The organism is Alteromonas sp. AWQ4_252 (assembly GCF_056158205.1).
This window is the reverse complement of sequence record NZ_JBSWSV010000001.1, coordinates 1,680,475-1,695,161: the sequence shown is the minus strand read 5'-3', so window position 1 is coordinate 1,695,161 and position 14,687 is coordinate 1,680,475. Positions and strand designations below refer to the sequence as shown.

Below are 14,687 nucleotides of genomic sequence, written 5' to 3'. Positions count from 1 at the left end.
GTGTCCTGTAAAGCGTATTATTACACTGCGACCAGAATGCGGCCATCGCGTAGCTGGATACCAAATGTTTGCAAGCTGACTTCATCTTTTTCAATACAAAGGCCCGTTTCAAGGCTGTAATGATCTTTGTAAAGGGGTGAAGCCACTACAGGTGTTTCACCCACAGAGCCAATAATGCCTCTGTAAATGACGTTCGCTTTTCCGATAGGGTCCCAGTTTGAAACAGCGTATAGCTGACGACTTCCCTGGGTTACCAGGGTGAAAATAGCAATTTGCTGATCTTCAATTAACGCACAGATCCCACTGTTATCAACGAGCTCTGACTCTGCACAGATATCGTGCCAACGAGGTTCTAATGCTGCTTGTGCCTGCATAATAATCTCCTTTATTTAATTTCGACGGGGATGCGCGCTGAGCCAGCAATTTTTTCTGCTTCAGTAGCAGGTCGAATTTGGCCTCGCTCATCCACAAATTGGATATTGGAATCTTCCTTCTTGCTGTTAACAAATTGACGGAAGCGTTTCCTTGCAGATTCAGATTCAAGGGTGGTTTTCCACTCGCACTGATAAGCGTCAACAATGGTTTGCATTTGCGCTTCCAATTCGTCTGCTATACCCAGAGAATCTTCAATAACAACAGACTTGAGGTAGTCGAGCCCACCTTCGAGGTTTTCCATCCACACAGACGTGCGCTGTAACCGGTCTGCGGTTTTCACGTAGAACATGAGTACTCTGTCGATGTATTTAACCAGTGTTTCGCCGTCTAAATCTGTGGCGAATAAGTCAGCGTGTCGTGGTTTCATACCGCCGTTTCCACAAACGTAAAGATTCCAGCCTTTTTCTGTGGCGATAATACCGATATCTTTACTTTGTGCTTCGGCACACTCCCGGGTACATCCGGAAACCGCAAATTTAATTTTGTGCGGCCCACGCAAACCTTTGTAACGATTTTCGATGTTAATGGCCTTGCCTACAGAATCTTGAACGCCATAGCGACACCAGGTACTTCCTACACACGATTTAACTGTTCTCAGCGCTTTCGCATAAGCGTGTCCGGTTTCAAAACCACCGTCAACCAGCGCCTGCCAGATATCTGGAAGCTGCTCAACGCGGGCGCCGAATAAATCGATGCGCTGTCCGCCGGTGATTTTTGTGTACAACCCGTACTGTTTAGCTACCTCGCCGATAAGGATGAGCCCTTCCGGAGTGATTTCGCCACCTGGAATGCGTGGAACAACCGAGTAGGTGCCATCTTTTTGCATGTTACCGAGGTACGTATCGTTGGTATCCTGAAGCGGAAGATTGTGTTGATTGAGAATATAATCATTCCATACAGAAGCTAGAATGGAGCCCACTGCGGGCTTACAGATATCACAGCCCAAGCCGCTTCCGTGTTTGGCTAACAGGTCGTCAAAGCTGCGTATTCCTTCCACTTTAACAATATGGAACAGCTCCTGTCGGGTATAGTTAAAGTGCTCGCAAATGGCCTTTGATACTTCTACGCCACGCTTCTCCAGTTCACTGTCTACTACGTTTTTCAGCAGTGCAGTACACCCGCCACAACCGGTGCTCGCTTTGGTAGCACTCTTAACGTCACCTAAGCTTGTACAACCGTTGTCTAATGCCTGGGTAATGTCGCACTTAGCCACATTGTGACACGAGCAAATGGTCGCAGAATCTGGCAACGCATCCGCGCCAAGCGCTGGCTGCTCCCCAGCTGACGGTAAAATAAGCGATTCCGGATGTTCAGGTAATGCGATGCCGTTCAGGCAATACTGTAACAAGGTGTCATAGTCGCTGGTGTCACCAACCAGAACCGCGCCTAATACGTGCTCTTGGGTGCCATCAACTACCAGCTTTTTGTACACGCCTTCTGGTTGATTGTGGTAGATATAACTCAATGAACCTGGCGTTTTACCATGGGCGTCGCCAATTGAACCAACTTCCACGCCCATGAGTTTTAGTTTGGTACTCATATCTGCGCCGGTAAAAGACGCTTCTTCACCACCAATGTGGCTAGCCACCGTACGAGCCATGGTATAACCCGGTGCGACCAGACCGAAAATTCGGTTATTCCAGAGAGCACATTCTCCTATGGCATAAATGCTTGGGTCGGAAGTCTGGCAATGATTATTGACGACTATGCCGCCCCGCTCCCCAACCTCAAGGCCGGTCTTTTTGGCGAGAAAATCTGAAGGGCGAATACCTGCTGAAAACAGAATCATATCGGTTTCCAGGTGAGTTTCATCGGCAAAATTCATTCGATAGCGACACTGACTGCCGGTCTCGATCACTTGCGTGGCTTTTTGGGTATGAACCGTTACCCCGAGATCTTCAATTTTGTCCTTGAGGACAGTTCCACCAGCTTGATCCAGTTGCACTGCCATAAGCTGGGGAGCAAATTCCACCACATGGGTTTCCACGCCAGCTTCTTTTAATGCATTTGCCGCTTCAAGCCCAAGTAGCCCCCCGCCGACAACCACACCAACTTTGCTGTCTTTCGCTGAGGCTTCGATAGCTTCGAGATCCTCAATAGTGCGATACACCAGACAATGAGGTTGTTCATTCCCGGGAATAGGCGGAACGAAAGGATAAGACCCTGTAGCCAGCACCAATACATCATAAGCAAAGGTTTCAGTAGCCGTAGACACGGTTTTATTTTCACGGTCGATATCTATGACCTGGGCGTCCAATTTGAAGTTTACGCCCCATTGCCGATAGGTGTCTTCGTCAGTCATTGCGAGGTCGTCGGCGGTGCTACCACTAAACCATGAAGATAAATGCACGCGGTCATATGCCAGCCGCTTTTCGCCGCTCAGAACGGTTATGTCACAACCCACCTGGCTGGTGACCAATTGTTCGACAAAGTGGTGCCCCACCATCCCGTTACCTACTACCAGGATTTTTGGATGCGGTGTTGATGTTGTCATTGTTGAACCCTTTTTTGAGCCAAAAAAAAACCCATGACCAGCTATCTGGTCATGGGCTTCGTTGCCTGTTGCACGTTCTTTCGTGCGCGAATTATTTACACAATAACGATTTTGTATGCCTTGTTGTGGTTAATGCGCAAATGCACGCCACTGCTATTATTTTCTTACTGTGATTGATGTTACTACTTACAACATTGATGCTTACAACTTTGATGCCAAATTTTTAAGACATTAAGTTTCAATAGGTTAACGTAAAAAGGGCGGCTACAAAGCCGCCCCTTTTGCACTCAAAAGTCGCACAATGCGCCAATTATGTGCATTTCCCTTACGCCAGTTTATCCGTCGCGACGCGATAACGTGGGTCTTCATTCACGTTAATTTCGACAAACTTATCTGCCTTCTTCAGCAGACTACGACACTCAGAACTAATATGACGGATATGCAGCTTTTTACCCTGTTGATCGTATTTATCGGCCAGAGTATCGAGGGCATCAATACCTGAAGAGTCCCAAATCCGGCTGTTGTGAAAGTCAATCACAACATCCTCGGGATCATTGGCTACATCAAACATTTCCTTGAAATGGCTGATTGAACCAAAGAACACCGGCCCCCTTAATTCGTAGACCTTCCAACCATCATTATCAATATGGGTTTTCGCCTCAATGTAACGTGCCGCTTTCCAGGCGAACACCAAGGCAGAAACAATCACCCCTACCACTACGGCAATGGCCAGATCAGAAATCACAGTGACTGCGGTTACCAGGAAGAGGACAAACGCATCTTCTTTATTTACGCCGCGTATAATACGGAACGATGCCCATTCAAAGGTGCCAATTACCACCACAAACATCACGCCGACTAACGCTGCTAACGGAATCATTTCGATCAAAGGCGCAGCAAATAAAATAAAACCAAGCAGTACCAACGCCGCTGTAATACCTGACAAACGGCCTCGACCACCAGAGTTTATGTTGATCATGGATTGCCCAATCATCGCACAACCACCCATACCGCCGAAGAACCCGTTAACGGTGTTAGCAACCCCCTGGCCGATACACTCTTTATTTCCGCGGCCGCGGGTGTCTGTCATTTCATCAATGAGAGTAAGGGTTAACAATGATTCGATAAGGCCCACTAAACACAGAATGACAGACGTGGGCAGAATAATCATCAGTGTGTCGAGGGTAAATGGCACCATGGGAATGGCGAAAGTCGGTAGTTCACCAGCCAGAGTTGCTGAGGCTTTCTGGTCTTCTGGTAACAGGTCGCGTACAAAGTCAATAACCGTTCTCGCTTCTAAATCGAGGCCGTGAACCAACGCGGTAATAGTAACAATGGCAACCAGTGAGGCAGGTACCGCCTTGGTCAGCTTTGGCAATAAATAAATAATAGCCATGGTAAGTGCGACTAAACCCAGCATGATATAGAGCATGCTGCCTTCCATCCACGTCAGATTGCCCGCTTCGCCTATCACCTTGAACTGACCGAGCTGTGCTAAGAAGATCACAATGGCCAATCCGTTCACGAAGCCAAGCATCACAGGGTAAGGCACCAGGCGAATAAATTTCCCCAACCTAAACACGCCACACAAAATTTGAAGCAAGCCGGCAAGAAGCACTGCCGCGAATAAGTACTGCACGCCGTGTTCCGCGACCAGCGCGACCATTACCACCGCCATGGCACCTGTGGCACCAGAAATCATGCCTGGACGCCCGCCAATAGCGGATGTGATAAGTCCCATCATAAAGGCGGCGTAAAGACCAATCATGGGTTCAACACCAGCCACGAATGCAAAAGCGACAGCTTCCGGCACCAATGCCAGCGCAACCGTGATCCCCGACAGAACATCATTTTTCACGTTGCTGTCTTTGTTATTAATTAAATCAAACATTACGATCCAATTCAGATTAAGGGTTGTTTAAAAAATGGGCGGGGATTCTACCACTAATGTTTTGTAAAGTCCTTTAATAGATTGTTAACACCGAGCGGGTGCCAGGCTGGTATGGCTTGCTGAAAGGTGAACTTCACCTGCACTGGTAAGGGAAATTTGCAATCTGCCGATCACCTATGCACACTGTTGAACTTTTTACCAACTTGGGGAATTGATTAATGGCATATCTGTTGGCGGCAGTAGCGCTAATTCTGGCCTTTGCAATAAATTGGGTAATGCCCCGGCCATTCTGGCGGGCAACGCTGGTATCGGCCGTATCAATTGTTGTGGTTACAACTCTGGGCTTACTCTACCTTCCTCTGGGGGCAGATATCGAAGCAGAAAAAGTGCGCAGATGGGTATGGTCAATACTTCCACTTCTTGGCTTTTTCGGCATTCTTATTTCCGTTTTTGTTGGCTGGTTCCTGCACGTAGTTCGACGATAACCAAACAGGCCCTGTTAATCAGAGCCTGTTGCTGAACCATTAGTAGGTTTTGTACGGCAAAAATTTTCCAGACATAATGACTTTTACCCGGTCGCCTTTTGGATCCGGCTCCCGCGTCAGGTCCATAGAAAAGTCAATGGCGCTCATAATACCGTCACCAAACTCCTCATGGATCAACTCCTTCAACGTTGTTCCATAAACATTAACCAGCTCGTACCAGCGGTAAATTAAGGGGTCAGTGGGTACCGCTGTTGGCAATGAACCTTTGTAAGGTGCAATTTGCAACCATGCTATCGCTTCATCACTCAGTTCAAATAATGCGCCTACGGCCTCAGCCTGCTCTTTTGTCATTGCCATCTGGCCCAAACACGCTGCTGTACTCCATTCTTTCGACTCACCGACCACCTCGGCTACCTGAGACCACTTGATCTGCTTACTGACTTTTGCACTCATGATCATAGCCGTCACTTGCTGTCTATCTGAAATCATAGGATTTTCCTCGGGTTAGTTAACAAAACGCTCTGTAATGAGCACAACAATAAGAATAAGTAATGCACCACTTACACCCTGCCAAAATGCCACTGGGTTTCGCTCAATGAGCGGTGGCCGTTGCTTGGAAACATAAGCAGGGTTTGGATGTCGCAAATCGTAAATAAACTCTGAAAGGGCGTCATAACGTCTGCTGGGGTCAGGGTTAAGGGCCTTTTTCAGCGTGTGATCCAGCCAAAAGGGAATATTTCTTTTTGGATCAAGCACACTGCGATAAACAAGTTTTTTCTGTGCCGATACACTCAATGCTTTGGCGACGTTAGCACCGTACGGATAACGCCCGCTGAGCAGGTAGTATGTCAGCACAGCAAGGGAGAATTGTTCGGAACGCTCACTGCCACCCTGCCCCAGAAAATATTCAGGGGCAGCGTATATCGCTGTACCAGGCACACACGTTTCCTGTTCAAGCCCGGTATTCAAACCAGCCACTGAGGCGGCACCCAAATCTATGAGCACTACTGCCAGATTGTCGTCTACCATAATATTTTCAGGCCGGATATCCTGATGTAAAACATCCTTCCTGTGTAACGCCATCAAGCCTTTCGCGACCTGTTCTACCAGTTGTCTAATGGTTTCCAGATCAGGCGCAGAATTGTCAGCAAGCCATTGGGCCAACGTAACACCTTTAACCCTTTGACTGAGGGTATAAAAAGCGGTTCGCGGGCCAGTATCAGATGGTGCAGCGACCACATGCTGACTACTGATACGCCGCATTACCCACTCTTCCATACAACACCCATTAAGGAATGCTGCGTCGTGGGCCATCTCAACAGATGGCGCTTTTAATATCATTTCCCGCCCGGTAGCTTCATGTCGTACCAGGTAAACGTGACTTCTCGCACTGTGGTATACCGGCCTCAAAACGGTAAGTGCATCAATGGTATCTGACGCTTTCATTACCGGCGGTATCGGCTGTGATGTCTCGCCAATTTCAAGTGGCTCATCTGCAGTACTTTCTACCCAAACCACTTGTACTGATAAGTTATCGTCGCTACCAGCCTGAAAGGCCAAGTCCACCAGTTCGTTCGCCGCAGTTTGTGGGTCGTTGCGATGTTTGCAGATCACATTTTTGATAACATCAGGCGCGATGTGCTCATAAACGCCATCTGTGGCCAGTACAAACCCATCTCCTTGTTGTAAAGGCAATTGAGCAGTGTCTGCTATCACTGGCTGATGAATGCCTAGTGCGTTACTTAAATAATGTCCTTCACCTGGCTTCGGCTGCCTGTGTTGTCGGGTTAGCGTTTCAAGTTGTCCATCTCGCAAGCGAAAAATACACGCGTCGCCAATGTGAAATAAGTAGGCCGTGGCATGACGAAGAATAAGGGCACTAAATGTACAAACATACCCTTTGTCCAACTCGCCGTTGAACGGACTTTCCCGGGTTTGCGCTACTAACCAACGATTTATAGCCTGTATAACCTGCTGGGCAGCACGGGGAACCGACAAGGTGTCAGACGTGCAATAGTAATCATCAAGAAATTGTTTAACCGCAACCTGGGAAGCAATATGACTGACGTCACTGGAACTGATCCCGTCTGCTAGCAGAACACATGCGCCTTTAAAATCCAGACGATCGTTGTTTGGCACGCATGCACCAATACTATCCTGATTTTGCGGTTTCTCGCCCGCGCTGGAAAACTGGCCTATGGAGAGTGTGAGCATGATCTGGATGCACGAGAAGTGTGAAAACAAGCTGATGGTGTCATTAACAACACCATCAGCTTAGCTTTGTTTTGCATTGTAAATTAGTTCGCTGCAACAGGTTTGGTTGCTGATTCAGACGTAACCGGCGGTGTGCCTGTAGCTAATTTACGCTTTGGCGCAGTACGGTAGTGGGTACTGTAAAGGGTTAATCCGGTAAACGCTAAACCGCCCACCAGGTTGCCAAGAGCGGTAGGGATTTCATTCCAAATGAAATAGTCCAAGACAGAGAAGTCACCGCCCATAATGATGCCGAATGGGAATAAGAACATGTTAACAACAGAGTGCTCAAAACCCATGAAGAAGAACAACATGATTGGCATCCACATAGCAAAAATTTTGCCGCTCACATGGGTAGATATCATGGCACCAACGACACCCATTGATACCATCCAGTTACATAGCATGCCGCGGATGAATATTGTCAGCCAGCCGTCAGCACCGTATTGGGCATAACCTAAGGTTCTGGCTTCACCGATACCAGCCACTTTTGAAGCAATAGCACCGCCATCAACGTTGTAACCGTAGGTAAATATAAAGGACATCATAAATGCCACCGTTAAGGCCCCGGCAAAGTTCCCGCAGAACACCAAGCCCCAGTTTCTTAATATCTGAGACCATGTCACCCCCGGACGTTTGGCCAGCCAGGCTAACGGACAAAGCACGAACACGCCTGTGAGCAAATCAAAGCCCATCAGATATAACATACAGAATCCCACCGGAAACAAAATTGCTCCAATGAGAAATACGCCGGTTTGCACCGCGATAGTAATTGCAAATACAGCAGCAAGTGCAAGGATAGCACCTGCCATATAACCTCTGACTAACGTGTCACGGGTAGACATGTAAATTTTGGATTCACCCGCGTCCACCATCTTGGTTACAAACTCGTTGGGTAATAAGTAAGCCATTGTGTATACCTTTAAAGTGAGTGTGTTGGATTATTGCGCGAGTCAACAACATCACAACAAAATGCGGGCACAAAAAAACGCCCAAACCATCGCTCTTCAGCGTGGTATTGGACGTCGTTATCCAAATTTCCATTTTGTTGTACTGCGTCGCACAAGACGCGCTTACTCGTTACAAACTTTCAGCAATTTGAATACAGCAAAGATAAGGCCAAATTTAACTTTTCATTACTTAACAGTGTGTTAGCTTTTTTTCCAACCTCTTGTTCTAATTTCAACCAGCCGTTTCGCACCATGAATGTGCAAGCGCGCACTGATTTGATCGTTTTTCTTCACTTTAACTTACTCAACGGCCACTTCGTCGCAATCAGCATAGTTTTGCAGTGCTTATTGCCAGAGGGTTGTCGGCGCTTTTATCTGCGAATTTAATGCCAGGTAATGAAACGGCACAAAATAAGCTTTACTCCATGTAAGGCATTACACCACCACCCACAAATAGCGTTTTATGGCAACCTATAGCGAAGCGACCAAGCGTTTTCTGCTAGCAGCGAAACACGCGGAAATCCATGCACTGAATCAGTTAGCGTCGAACTGTAAGTTAGTGATTACAGTGGCTGATATGATCCACGAATTACAAAAAGAAAGAGGGGTCAGCAATGTCTTCCTGGCTTCTAGAGGCACCCGCTTTAACACTACTCGAGCAAATCAGGTTAAAACCAGTGAGGAGGCAGAGCAAACACTGAGAAGTCAGTTAAAAGCCTTGTATCTGACTTCTGAAGAAAATACTGCCAACATGAGATTGCTCGCAAGCATTACCATGGCACTGCAAGGCCTAGATAACCTACCAGTTTTGAGAGAAAAAATTGGTTCGCAGGAGGTTACCGCATTATCATCTACCCAAGCGTATTGCCGCTTGGTGGGAGGTTTACTTACCGTTATATTTGAAGCTGCTGATGTGGCCAGTGATCCTAAAATCACCCGTTTACTGGTAGCACTGTTTAATTTCTTACAGGGTAAAGAGTTTGCCGGACAAGAACGGGCATGGGGTGCTATCGGTTTCGCAGAAACACACTTTAACACCTCGCTGTGTGAACGTTTAGTCACCTTGCAAGAAGATCAAAATCACAGTTTCGACATCTTTTGCAGTTTCGCACAAGAAGACGTGGCTACAAAGTGGGCACAAATTACCCAAAGCGATGTGCAACAGGATATATCCCGCCTCCGAAAAATGATTCAGCAACTGGCTGATGGTAGCCCCATCGATGGTCAAATAAGCGAAGTGTGGTTTGATGTTGCCACTAAACGCATAGATGCCATGCGTGACATAGAGGTGAGTTTAACCCGTTCGTTGGTTGAAATGGCAGCCCATCGGGTAGAGGAGGCAGACGCTGAGCTTAAAAATCACCGTAAACGGTTGCGCTACCTCGAACAACAACCCGCACCTTCGGGAAGCCCGCTGACCATGCTCTTCGACCCGCAAATCCCCGGCTTGCGAGGCAGTGATTCGTTAACAGCTCATCAGGTTGCTGAAGCCGAGAATCTCTCCGCCCATCGCTCTTTTTATGATTTGCTATGCGATCAATCTGCGCATATTAAAACCATGACCGCAGAACTCGATGAAGCAAGACAGGCCATTATCGATCAGAAAAATATCGACCGAGCTAAGTTACTCATCATGCAACAATGGCAACTGACGGAGGAGCAGGCCTACCGACGACTACAAAAATCTGCCATGGATCAGAATTGCAGATTAGCTGACGTTGCCCACAAGGTAGTAAAAGCCACCGCGCAAAAACCTAACTGCTAGTGCCCTCAAAACGCATCAATCTCAGTGCTGTTCGCCAGTGCGAGAGGTGAGCGATTTAAGCTTTTCCCCTAACATCAGCAAGGCCGGTGTCAGCAATAAAGTCAAAAAGGTGGCAAAGGTTAAGCCGCCTGCGATGGTGCTCGACAACACTGTCCACCATTGCGCTGAGGGCGCGCCTACAGAAATTTCTCTGCCTACAATGTCGATGGTCAGGGCAAACACCATGGGCAGCAAGCCCAAGATAGTGGTTACCGATGTCAGTAAAACAGGTCGGGCACGCTGTGCCGCTGTGCGCATGATGGCTTCCTGAGCTGACATGCCTTGCGCCTTTAAGGTGTTGTAAGTGTCAATTAATACAATATTGTTATTCACAACAATGCCGGCCAGCGCAATGGTTCCAATTCCGCTCATCACAACTACAAAGGGCTGCGCCGTTACCATTAAACCGATAAGCACACCTGCTGTTGAAAAAATGATAGCGCTCAGTACAACGAAAGCCTGATAAAAACTATTAAACTGCGTTACCAGAATGATCAGCATAAGAAATATTGAGCCGATAAACGCATTGCCCAGAAACGCCATGGATTGCTGGGTGTCTTCATCTTCCCCCTGAAACGAGAGCATAACCCCAGACGGCAGAGGCGATGCTTGCAGTTCATCACGCAATTGCGCCAACTTTTGATCGAGCTGCTCGCCTTTGGCAATTTCCGCTTTTACTGTGTAATTTCTCATGCCATCCAAACGGCTGATCCGGCCTGTTTTCGGAGCCGGTTCAATGGTGACAAAGTTCCCGATAGGTACTGCCCCGTCCGCCGAAGGAATACGCAGTTGATATAACTGCTCTACGTTGCGAAAGTCTTCGGTGAAACGCAGCCGGATTTCCACTTCTTCTTCGGCATCATCGGGGCGATATTCAGCAAGGAGTGCACCGTTGGTGATCAATTTCACCACATTTCCCAATAAGGTCACGTCGACATTGTATTTGGCAGCTTTTTCTCGGTCTACAATTAGCCGCCATTCCACGCTGGGTAATGGCCGGGAATCTTCCACGTCCACAAAGCCGCCTACTTTATCCATTAGCTGCAAGATGTGTTTCACGCTTTTAATTAACGTATCCTGATTGATACCGCTAAGGGCAATTTGCACCGGTTTACCTGCTGTTGGCCCCATATCCGGCAAGCGCACCTGCACCTTAATACCGGGAATGGTACCTACATAGGCGCGGATCTTCGCCATAATTTCAGACGCAGGAGGCCGGGTTTGCCAATCGCTCAACTCAAGTTGTATGACGCCGATGACATCTTCCGGAATATCAGACTGATTGTTACTGCCACCGCCAATGGTTCGCGCGTATACCGAATCAAGGTTATCTTGTTCCAGCAGGAATTGTTCTACTTTGCGAACGAGCTTATCGCGCTCGTAGATAGACAGGTCGCCTCGGGACTGTACCTGAACCTGCAGGTACTCAGGTTCAATGCTGGGGAAAAAGAGCACGCCCCTTCCCAGCGCGCCATAACACACGAAGGTAAGGATCATAATCCCGATAGCAGCCAGTGTGGATTTGCCAGGATGATTCACTATTACCTGTAAAAAACGCAAATAGCGCCCCAGCCATCCTTTGATGGCAGATAGCTCGCCTTTTTCTGCCAAACGAATGTATTTCACCGTGGTGGAATTGGGATCTACGCTGACTTTCCGGGTAATAATACCGCCCAATACCGGAATAAAAATAAGTGCCATGAACAAAGAAGCTGTTAAGGTAATAATAACTGTGAGTGGCAGAAAACTCATGAACTCGCCAACCAATCCGGGCCATACGAGTAACGGAAAAAATACAGTGAGCGTAGTAATGGTGGACGCAATAATGGGCCAGGCCATGCGCTTGGACGCCGAAGCAAAGGCCGTTTTGGGCGGTTCACCTTCAGAGATTTTTCTGTCGGCCAGTTCAATGGTAACAATTGCGCCGTCAACCAACATGCCTACGACTAAAATAAGGCTGAACAGCACAATGATATTCATTGTCATGCCGAAAAAATAGATAACCGTCATGGCCGCCAGGAACGAACCGGGAATAGCCAGGCCCACAAGAATACTCGGCCGAATACCAAGGGCAAACACAATAACAATCATCACCAGTATGATGGCTGTTATGACATTGTTTTCCAAATCCCCCAACATACTTCGAATATCATCGGATTTGTCTTGCAAGTAATCCACCTGAATGGTATCGGGCCATTGGGTTCGGCTCATTTCCACCAGGTTTCTCACCGCAGCAATGGTTTCAATAATATTCGCACCACTGCGTTTAGACACCTCAAGGGCAATGGCATTATCGCCCCGAAGGCGGGCAAAGCTAACCGGATCTTTAAAGGTTCTGCGAATGGTGGCCACATCGTCGAAGGTGATGATGGTATCGCCTACTTTCTTGACTGGCAAAGTAGCGAGATCCTGCATGGTTTCAATCACACCCGGCACTTTAAACACCATTCTTCCCGCGCTGGCATCAATAGCACCGGCAGCCACCAGCCGGTTGTTCTGACTCACGAAGTTAAGTACATCGGGAAAAGACAAGTTATAGGTTTCTAACGCCATTGGGTCGATAACAACCTCTAGTAGTTCTTCTCTGTCGCCGGCAATATCAACCTCCAGCACGCCGGAAAGGGCTTCTATTTCGTCCTGCAAGCGGCGAGCGAGGTTTATCAGTGTGCGTTCTGGCAATTCTCCTGACAACATCACCGTCAATACAGGAAACAGCGACAGATTCACTTCTGTTACTCTGGGTTCTTCACTGCCAGGGGGTAGCTCTGCTTTGGCTAAATCGACTTTTTCACGCACATCCAACAGCGCCTGGTCGGCGTCAAAGCCTGCATCAAACTCTAGGGTAACGGAAGCAAAACCCTGGGATGCGTTGCCTTTCATCTCCTTGAGCCCTTCGATCGACTGGAGTTCTTTTTCTAAGGGTCTTACCAACAAACGTTCACTGTCTTCCGGCGCAATGCCTTCATACACAACAGAAACATAGATAAAAGGAATGGTAATGTCGGGTTCTGACTCTTTGGGAATGGCGAAATAAGCACTGGCACCGGCAATGGTCAGTACGAAAAATACGAGCGCCACCGTGCGGGCGCGGGCAAATGCAGCATCAATAATGGCATTCATCACGGCGCCGCCTTTTCAACAGGCGTTACCGTGTTTCCGGCTTCTACAAATCCTTGCCCAGTGGTTATCAGGTTCACACTTTGGGGCAAGCCTGTAACCCAGACGCCGTCATTATCTGATTGCAGTAAAGTCACCTCGTGAAACACAACCTGGTTGTTGTCATCTACTGACTTCAAGCCGATTTTGCCATCTTCCGTTAGCGAGAAAAGCGCTGGGGAAACATAATGGGCCTTTTTGGTCTCAACCCTTAAGCTCACCGTGGCACTAGAGCCGGATTTCAATCGCCCATCAGCGTTGGGGATACCAATTTCAGCTAAATACGTTCGCGATGCACTGCTCGCCCGTGGCGCCACAAACCGCACCTCGCCGCTTACCTGTTCGCCAGTAGCCAAAGCAATGTCAGCAACAAGGCCCGTTCTCACCTGATTTATCTGCTGCTGGGCAATTTGAACCTCTACCACCAAAACCGAATTGTCAACCAGCTCTAACATTGGATCACCAATGCTCACCACATCCCCCACTTCAGCACTGAGTGATTGCACCACTGCATTAAATGGTGCGGTAGGTTTCACAAAACCGATGTCGGAACGAATGCGGGCGATGGCGGCTTCCGAAGCCTTAACATTGGCAAGGGCAGTATCGAGGTCAGACTCTGATTGATATTGTTTGTTGGCCAGTGTGGATAATCGTTGGTACGTTTTTTTCCGCGCTTCGTACAGGGCTTGTTGCTGTTCCAGTTGAATTAACCTGTCTTCCAGCTCAATGTTGAGAAGTTCATCACCGGCACTGACCTCGTCGCCTTCCTCCACCAGAATTTTTTCTATTCTGCCGCTGGTTTGCGCCTTTACCTGCAACGTGCGCTCGGGCACGGTTTGCCCCTGAATAACAATAGTAACAGGTACGTTTTGAGCTGTAGATGTCGATACTTCAACGGCAAAAGGTTGATCTTTGCTGACGGTTTCACTTTCCTGCTCGCTGTCTTCAACCAACATTCCCGATAGCATCCACCCCACGATTAAGCAGACAAATATCAACGCAAACAAAGAGGATTTATTCATACTACAACCATTCCTTTTGACATCAGTGAAAGCCGGCGACCACGAGTTTCATCACCAACATCCTATACAACCATGACATTATGACCGAACATGGCCGCAGAACCAATTTCAAAGGTCGGAATTGTGTAATTAATCGTGTCAATATGTGTCAGCCATATTCGCTGCAGTATAGCCTAAATAGCAACGCACTATTCCTC

10 protein-coding genes are annotated in these 14,687 nt (G+C 47.9%); 2 read left to right on the top strand and 8 right to left on the bottom strand.

Annotation, left to right across the window (positions count from 1 at the left end; genetic code table 11):
* Positions 1-20: 20 nt before the first annotated feature.
* From nirD to ACXACM_RS07590, 3 genes are all read right to left on the bottom strand, one after another.
* On the bottom strand, positions 21-374 hold the full coding sequence (gene nirD, locus ACXACM_RS07600) for a nitrite reductase small subunit NirD (RefSeq protein WP_474820850.1): 354 nt from the start codon (positions 372-374) through the stop codon (positions 21-23).
* A gap of 11 nt (positions 375-385) precedes the next feature.
* On the bottom strand, positions 386-2,929 hold the full coding sequence (gene nirB, locus ACXACM_RS07595; RefSeq protein ID WP_474820849.1) for a nitrite reductase large subunit NirB: 2,544 nt from the start codon (positions 2,927-2,929) through the stop codon (positions 386-388).
* A gap of 325 nt (positions 2,930-3,254) precedes the next feature.
* Positions 3,255-4,820, bottom strand: a complete 1,566-nt coding sequence (locus ACXACM_RS07590) for a SulP family inorganic anion transporter (protein WP_474820848.1) — start codon at positions 4,818-4,820, stop codon at positions 3,255-3,257.
* 218 nt (positions 4,821-5,038) lie between these two features.
* On the opposite strand from ACXACM_RS07590, the gene ACXACM_RS07585 reads away from it, so the two are divergent.
* Complete coding sequence (locus tag ACXACM_RS07585; RefSeq protein ID WP_474820846.1) at positions 5,039-5,305, top strand: hypothetical protein; 267 nt, start codon at positions 5,039-5,041, stop codon at positions 5,303-5,305.
* Between the two features lie 39 nt (positions 5,306-5,344).
* Here the strand turns inward: ACXACM_RS07585 and cynS are convergent, their stop codons facing one another.
* The 3 genes from cynS to ACXACM_RS07570 all read right to left on the bottom strand — a co-directional run bounded on the left by cynS (position 5,345) and on the right by ACXACM_RS07570 (position 8,469).
* The gene (gene cynS / locus ACXACM_RS07580; protein ID WP_474820845.1) at positions 5,345-5,794 is read right to left on the bottom strand and encodes a cyanase; all 450 of its coding nucleotides are present in this window, start codon (positions 5,792-5,794) and stop codon (positions 5,345-5,347) included.
* Positions 5,795-5,809: 15 nt separating this feature from the next.
* Positions 5,810-7,519 (bottom strand): bifunctional protein-serine/threonine kinase/phosphatase, encoded by a 1,710-nt coding sequence (locus tag ACXACM_RS07575; RefSeq protein WP_474820843.1) that lies wholly within the window; start codon positions 7,517-7,519, stop codon positions 5,810-5,812.
* An 83-nt stretch (positions 7,520-7,602) separates the two neighbouring features.
* Complete coding sequence (locus ACXACM_RS07570) at positions 7,603-8,469, bottom strand: formate/nitrite transporter family protein (RefSeq protein ID WP_474820842.1); 867 nt, start codon at positions 8,467-8,469, stop codon at positions 7,603-7,605.
* Positions 8,470-8,971: 502 nt separating this feature from the next.
* On the opposite strand from ACXACM_RS07570, the gene ACXACM_RS07565 reads away from it, so the two are divergent.
* Positions 8,972-10,273, top strand: a complete 1,302-nt coding sequence (locus ACXACM_RS07565) for a nitrate- and nitrite sensing domain-containing protein (protein WP_474820840.1) — start codon at positions 8,972-8,974, stop codon at positions 10,271-10,273.
* A 21-nt stretch (positions 10,274-10,294) separates the two neighbouring features.
* On the opposite strand, the gene ACXACM_RS07560 is transcribed toward ACXACM_RS07565, so the two are convergent.
* A complete protein-coding gene (locus ACXACM_RS07560) occupies positions 10,295-13,432 on the bottom strand; it encodes an efflux RND transporter permease subunit (RefSeq protein ID WP_474820839.1) in 3,138 nt (1,045 codons plus the stop codon).
* Complete coding sequence (locus ACXACM_RS07555) at positions 13,432-14,490, bottom strand: efflux RND transporter periplasmic adaptor subunit (RefSeq protein WP_474820837.1); 1,059 nt, start codon at positions 14,488-14,490, stop codon at positions 13,432-13,434. Before ACXACM_RS07555 ends, ACXACM_RS07560 begins: the two co-directional genes overlap by 1 nt.
* Positions 14,491-14,687: the final 197 nt, after the last annotated feature.

Excerpts from the sequence above, each read along its gene's own strand:
- nirD (WP_474820850.1), bottom strand. The coding sequence starts at position 374 with ATGCAGGCACAAGCAGCATTAGAACCTCGTTGGCACGATATCTGTGCA.
- nirB (WP_474820849.1), bottom strand. The coding sequence starts at position 2,929 with ATGACAACATCAACACCGCATCCAAAAATCCTGGTAGTAGGTAACGGG.
- ACXACM_RS07590 (WP_474820848.1), bottom strand. The coding sequence starts at position 4,820 with ATGTTTGATTTAATTAATAACAAAGACAGCAACGTGAAAAATGATGTT.
- ACXACM_RS07585 (WP_474820846.1), top strand. The coding sequence starts at position 5,039 with ATGGCATATCTGTTGGCGGCAGTAGCGCTAATTCTGGCCTTTGCAATA.
- cynS (WP_474820845.1), bottom strand. The coding sequence starts at position 5,794 with ATGATTTCAGATAGACAGCAAGTGACGGCTATGATCATGAGTGCAAAA.
- ACXACM_RS07575 (WP_474820843.1), bottom strand. The coding sequence starts at position 7,519 with ATGCTCACACTCTCCATAGGCCAGTTTTCCAGCGCGGGCGAGAAACCG.
- ACXACM_RS07570 (WP_474820842.1), bottom strand. The coding sequence starts at position 8,469 with ATGGCTTACTTATTACCCAACGAGTTTGTAACCAAGATGGTGGACGCG.
- ACXACM_RS07565 (WP_474820840.1), top strand. The coding sequence starts at position 8,972 with ATGGCAACCTATAGCGAAGCGACCAAGCGTTTTCTGCTAGCAGCGAAA.
- ACXACM_RS07560 (WP_474820839.1), bottom strand. The coding sequence starts at position 13,432 with ATGAATGCCATTATTGATGCTGCATTTGCCCGCGCCCGCACGGTGGCG.
- ACXACM_RS07555 (WP_474820837.1), bottom strand. The coding sequence starts at position 14,490 with ATGAATAAATCCTCTTTGTTTGCGTTGATATTTGTCTGCTTAATCGTG.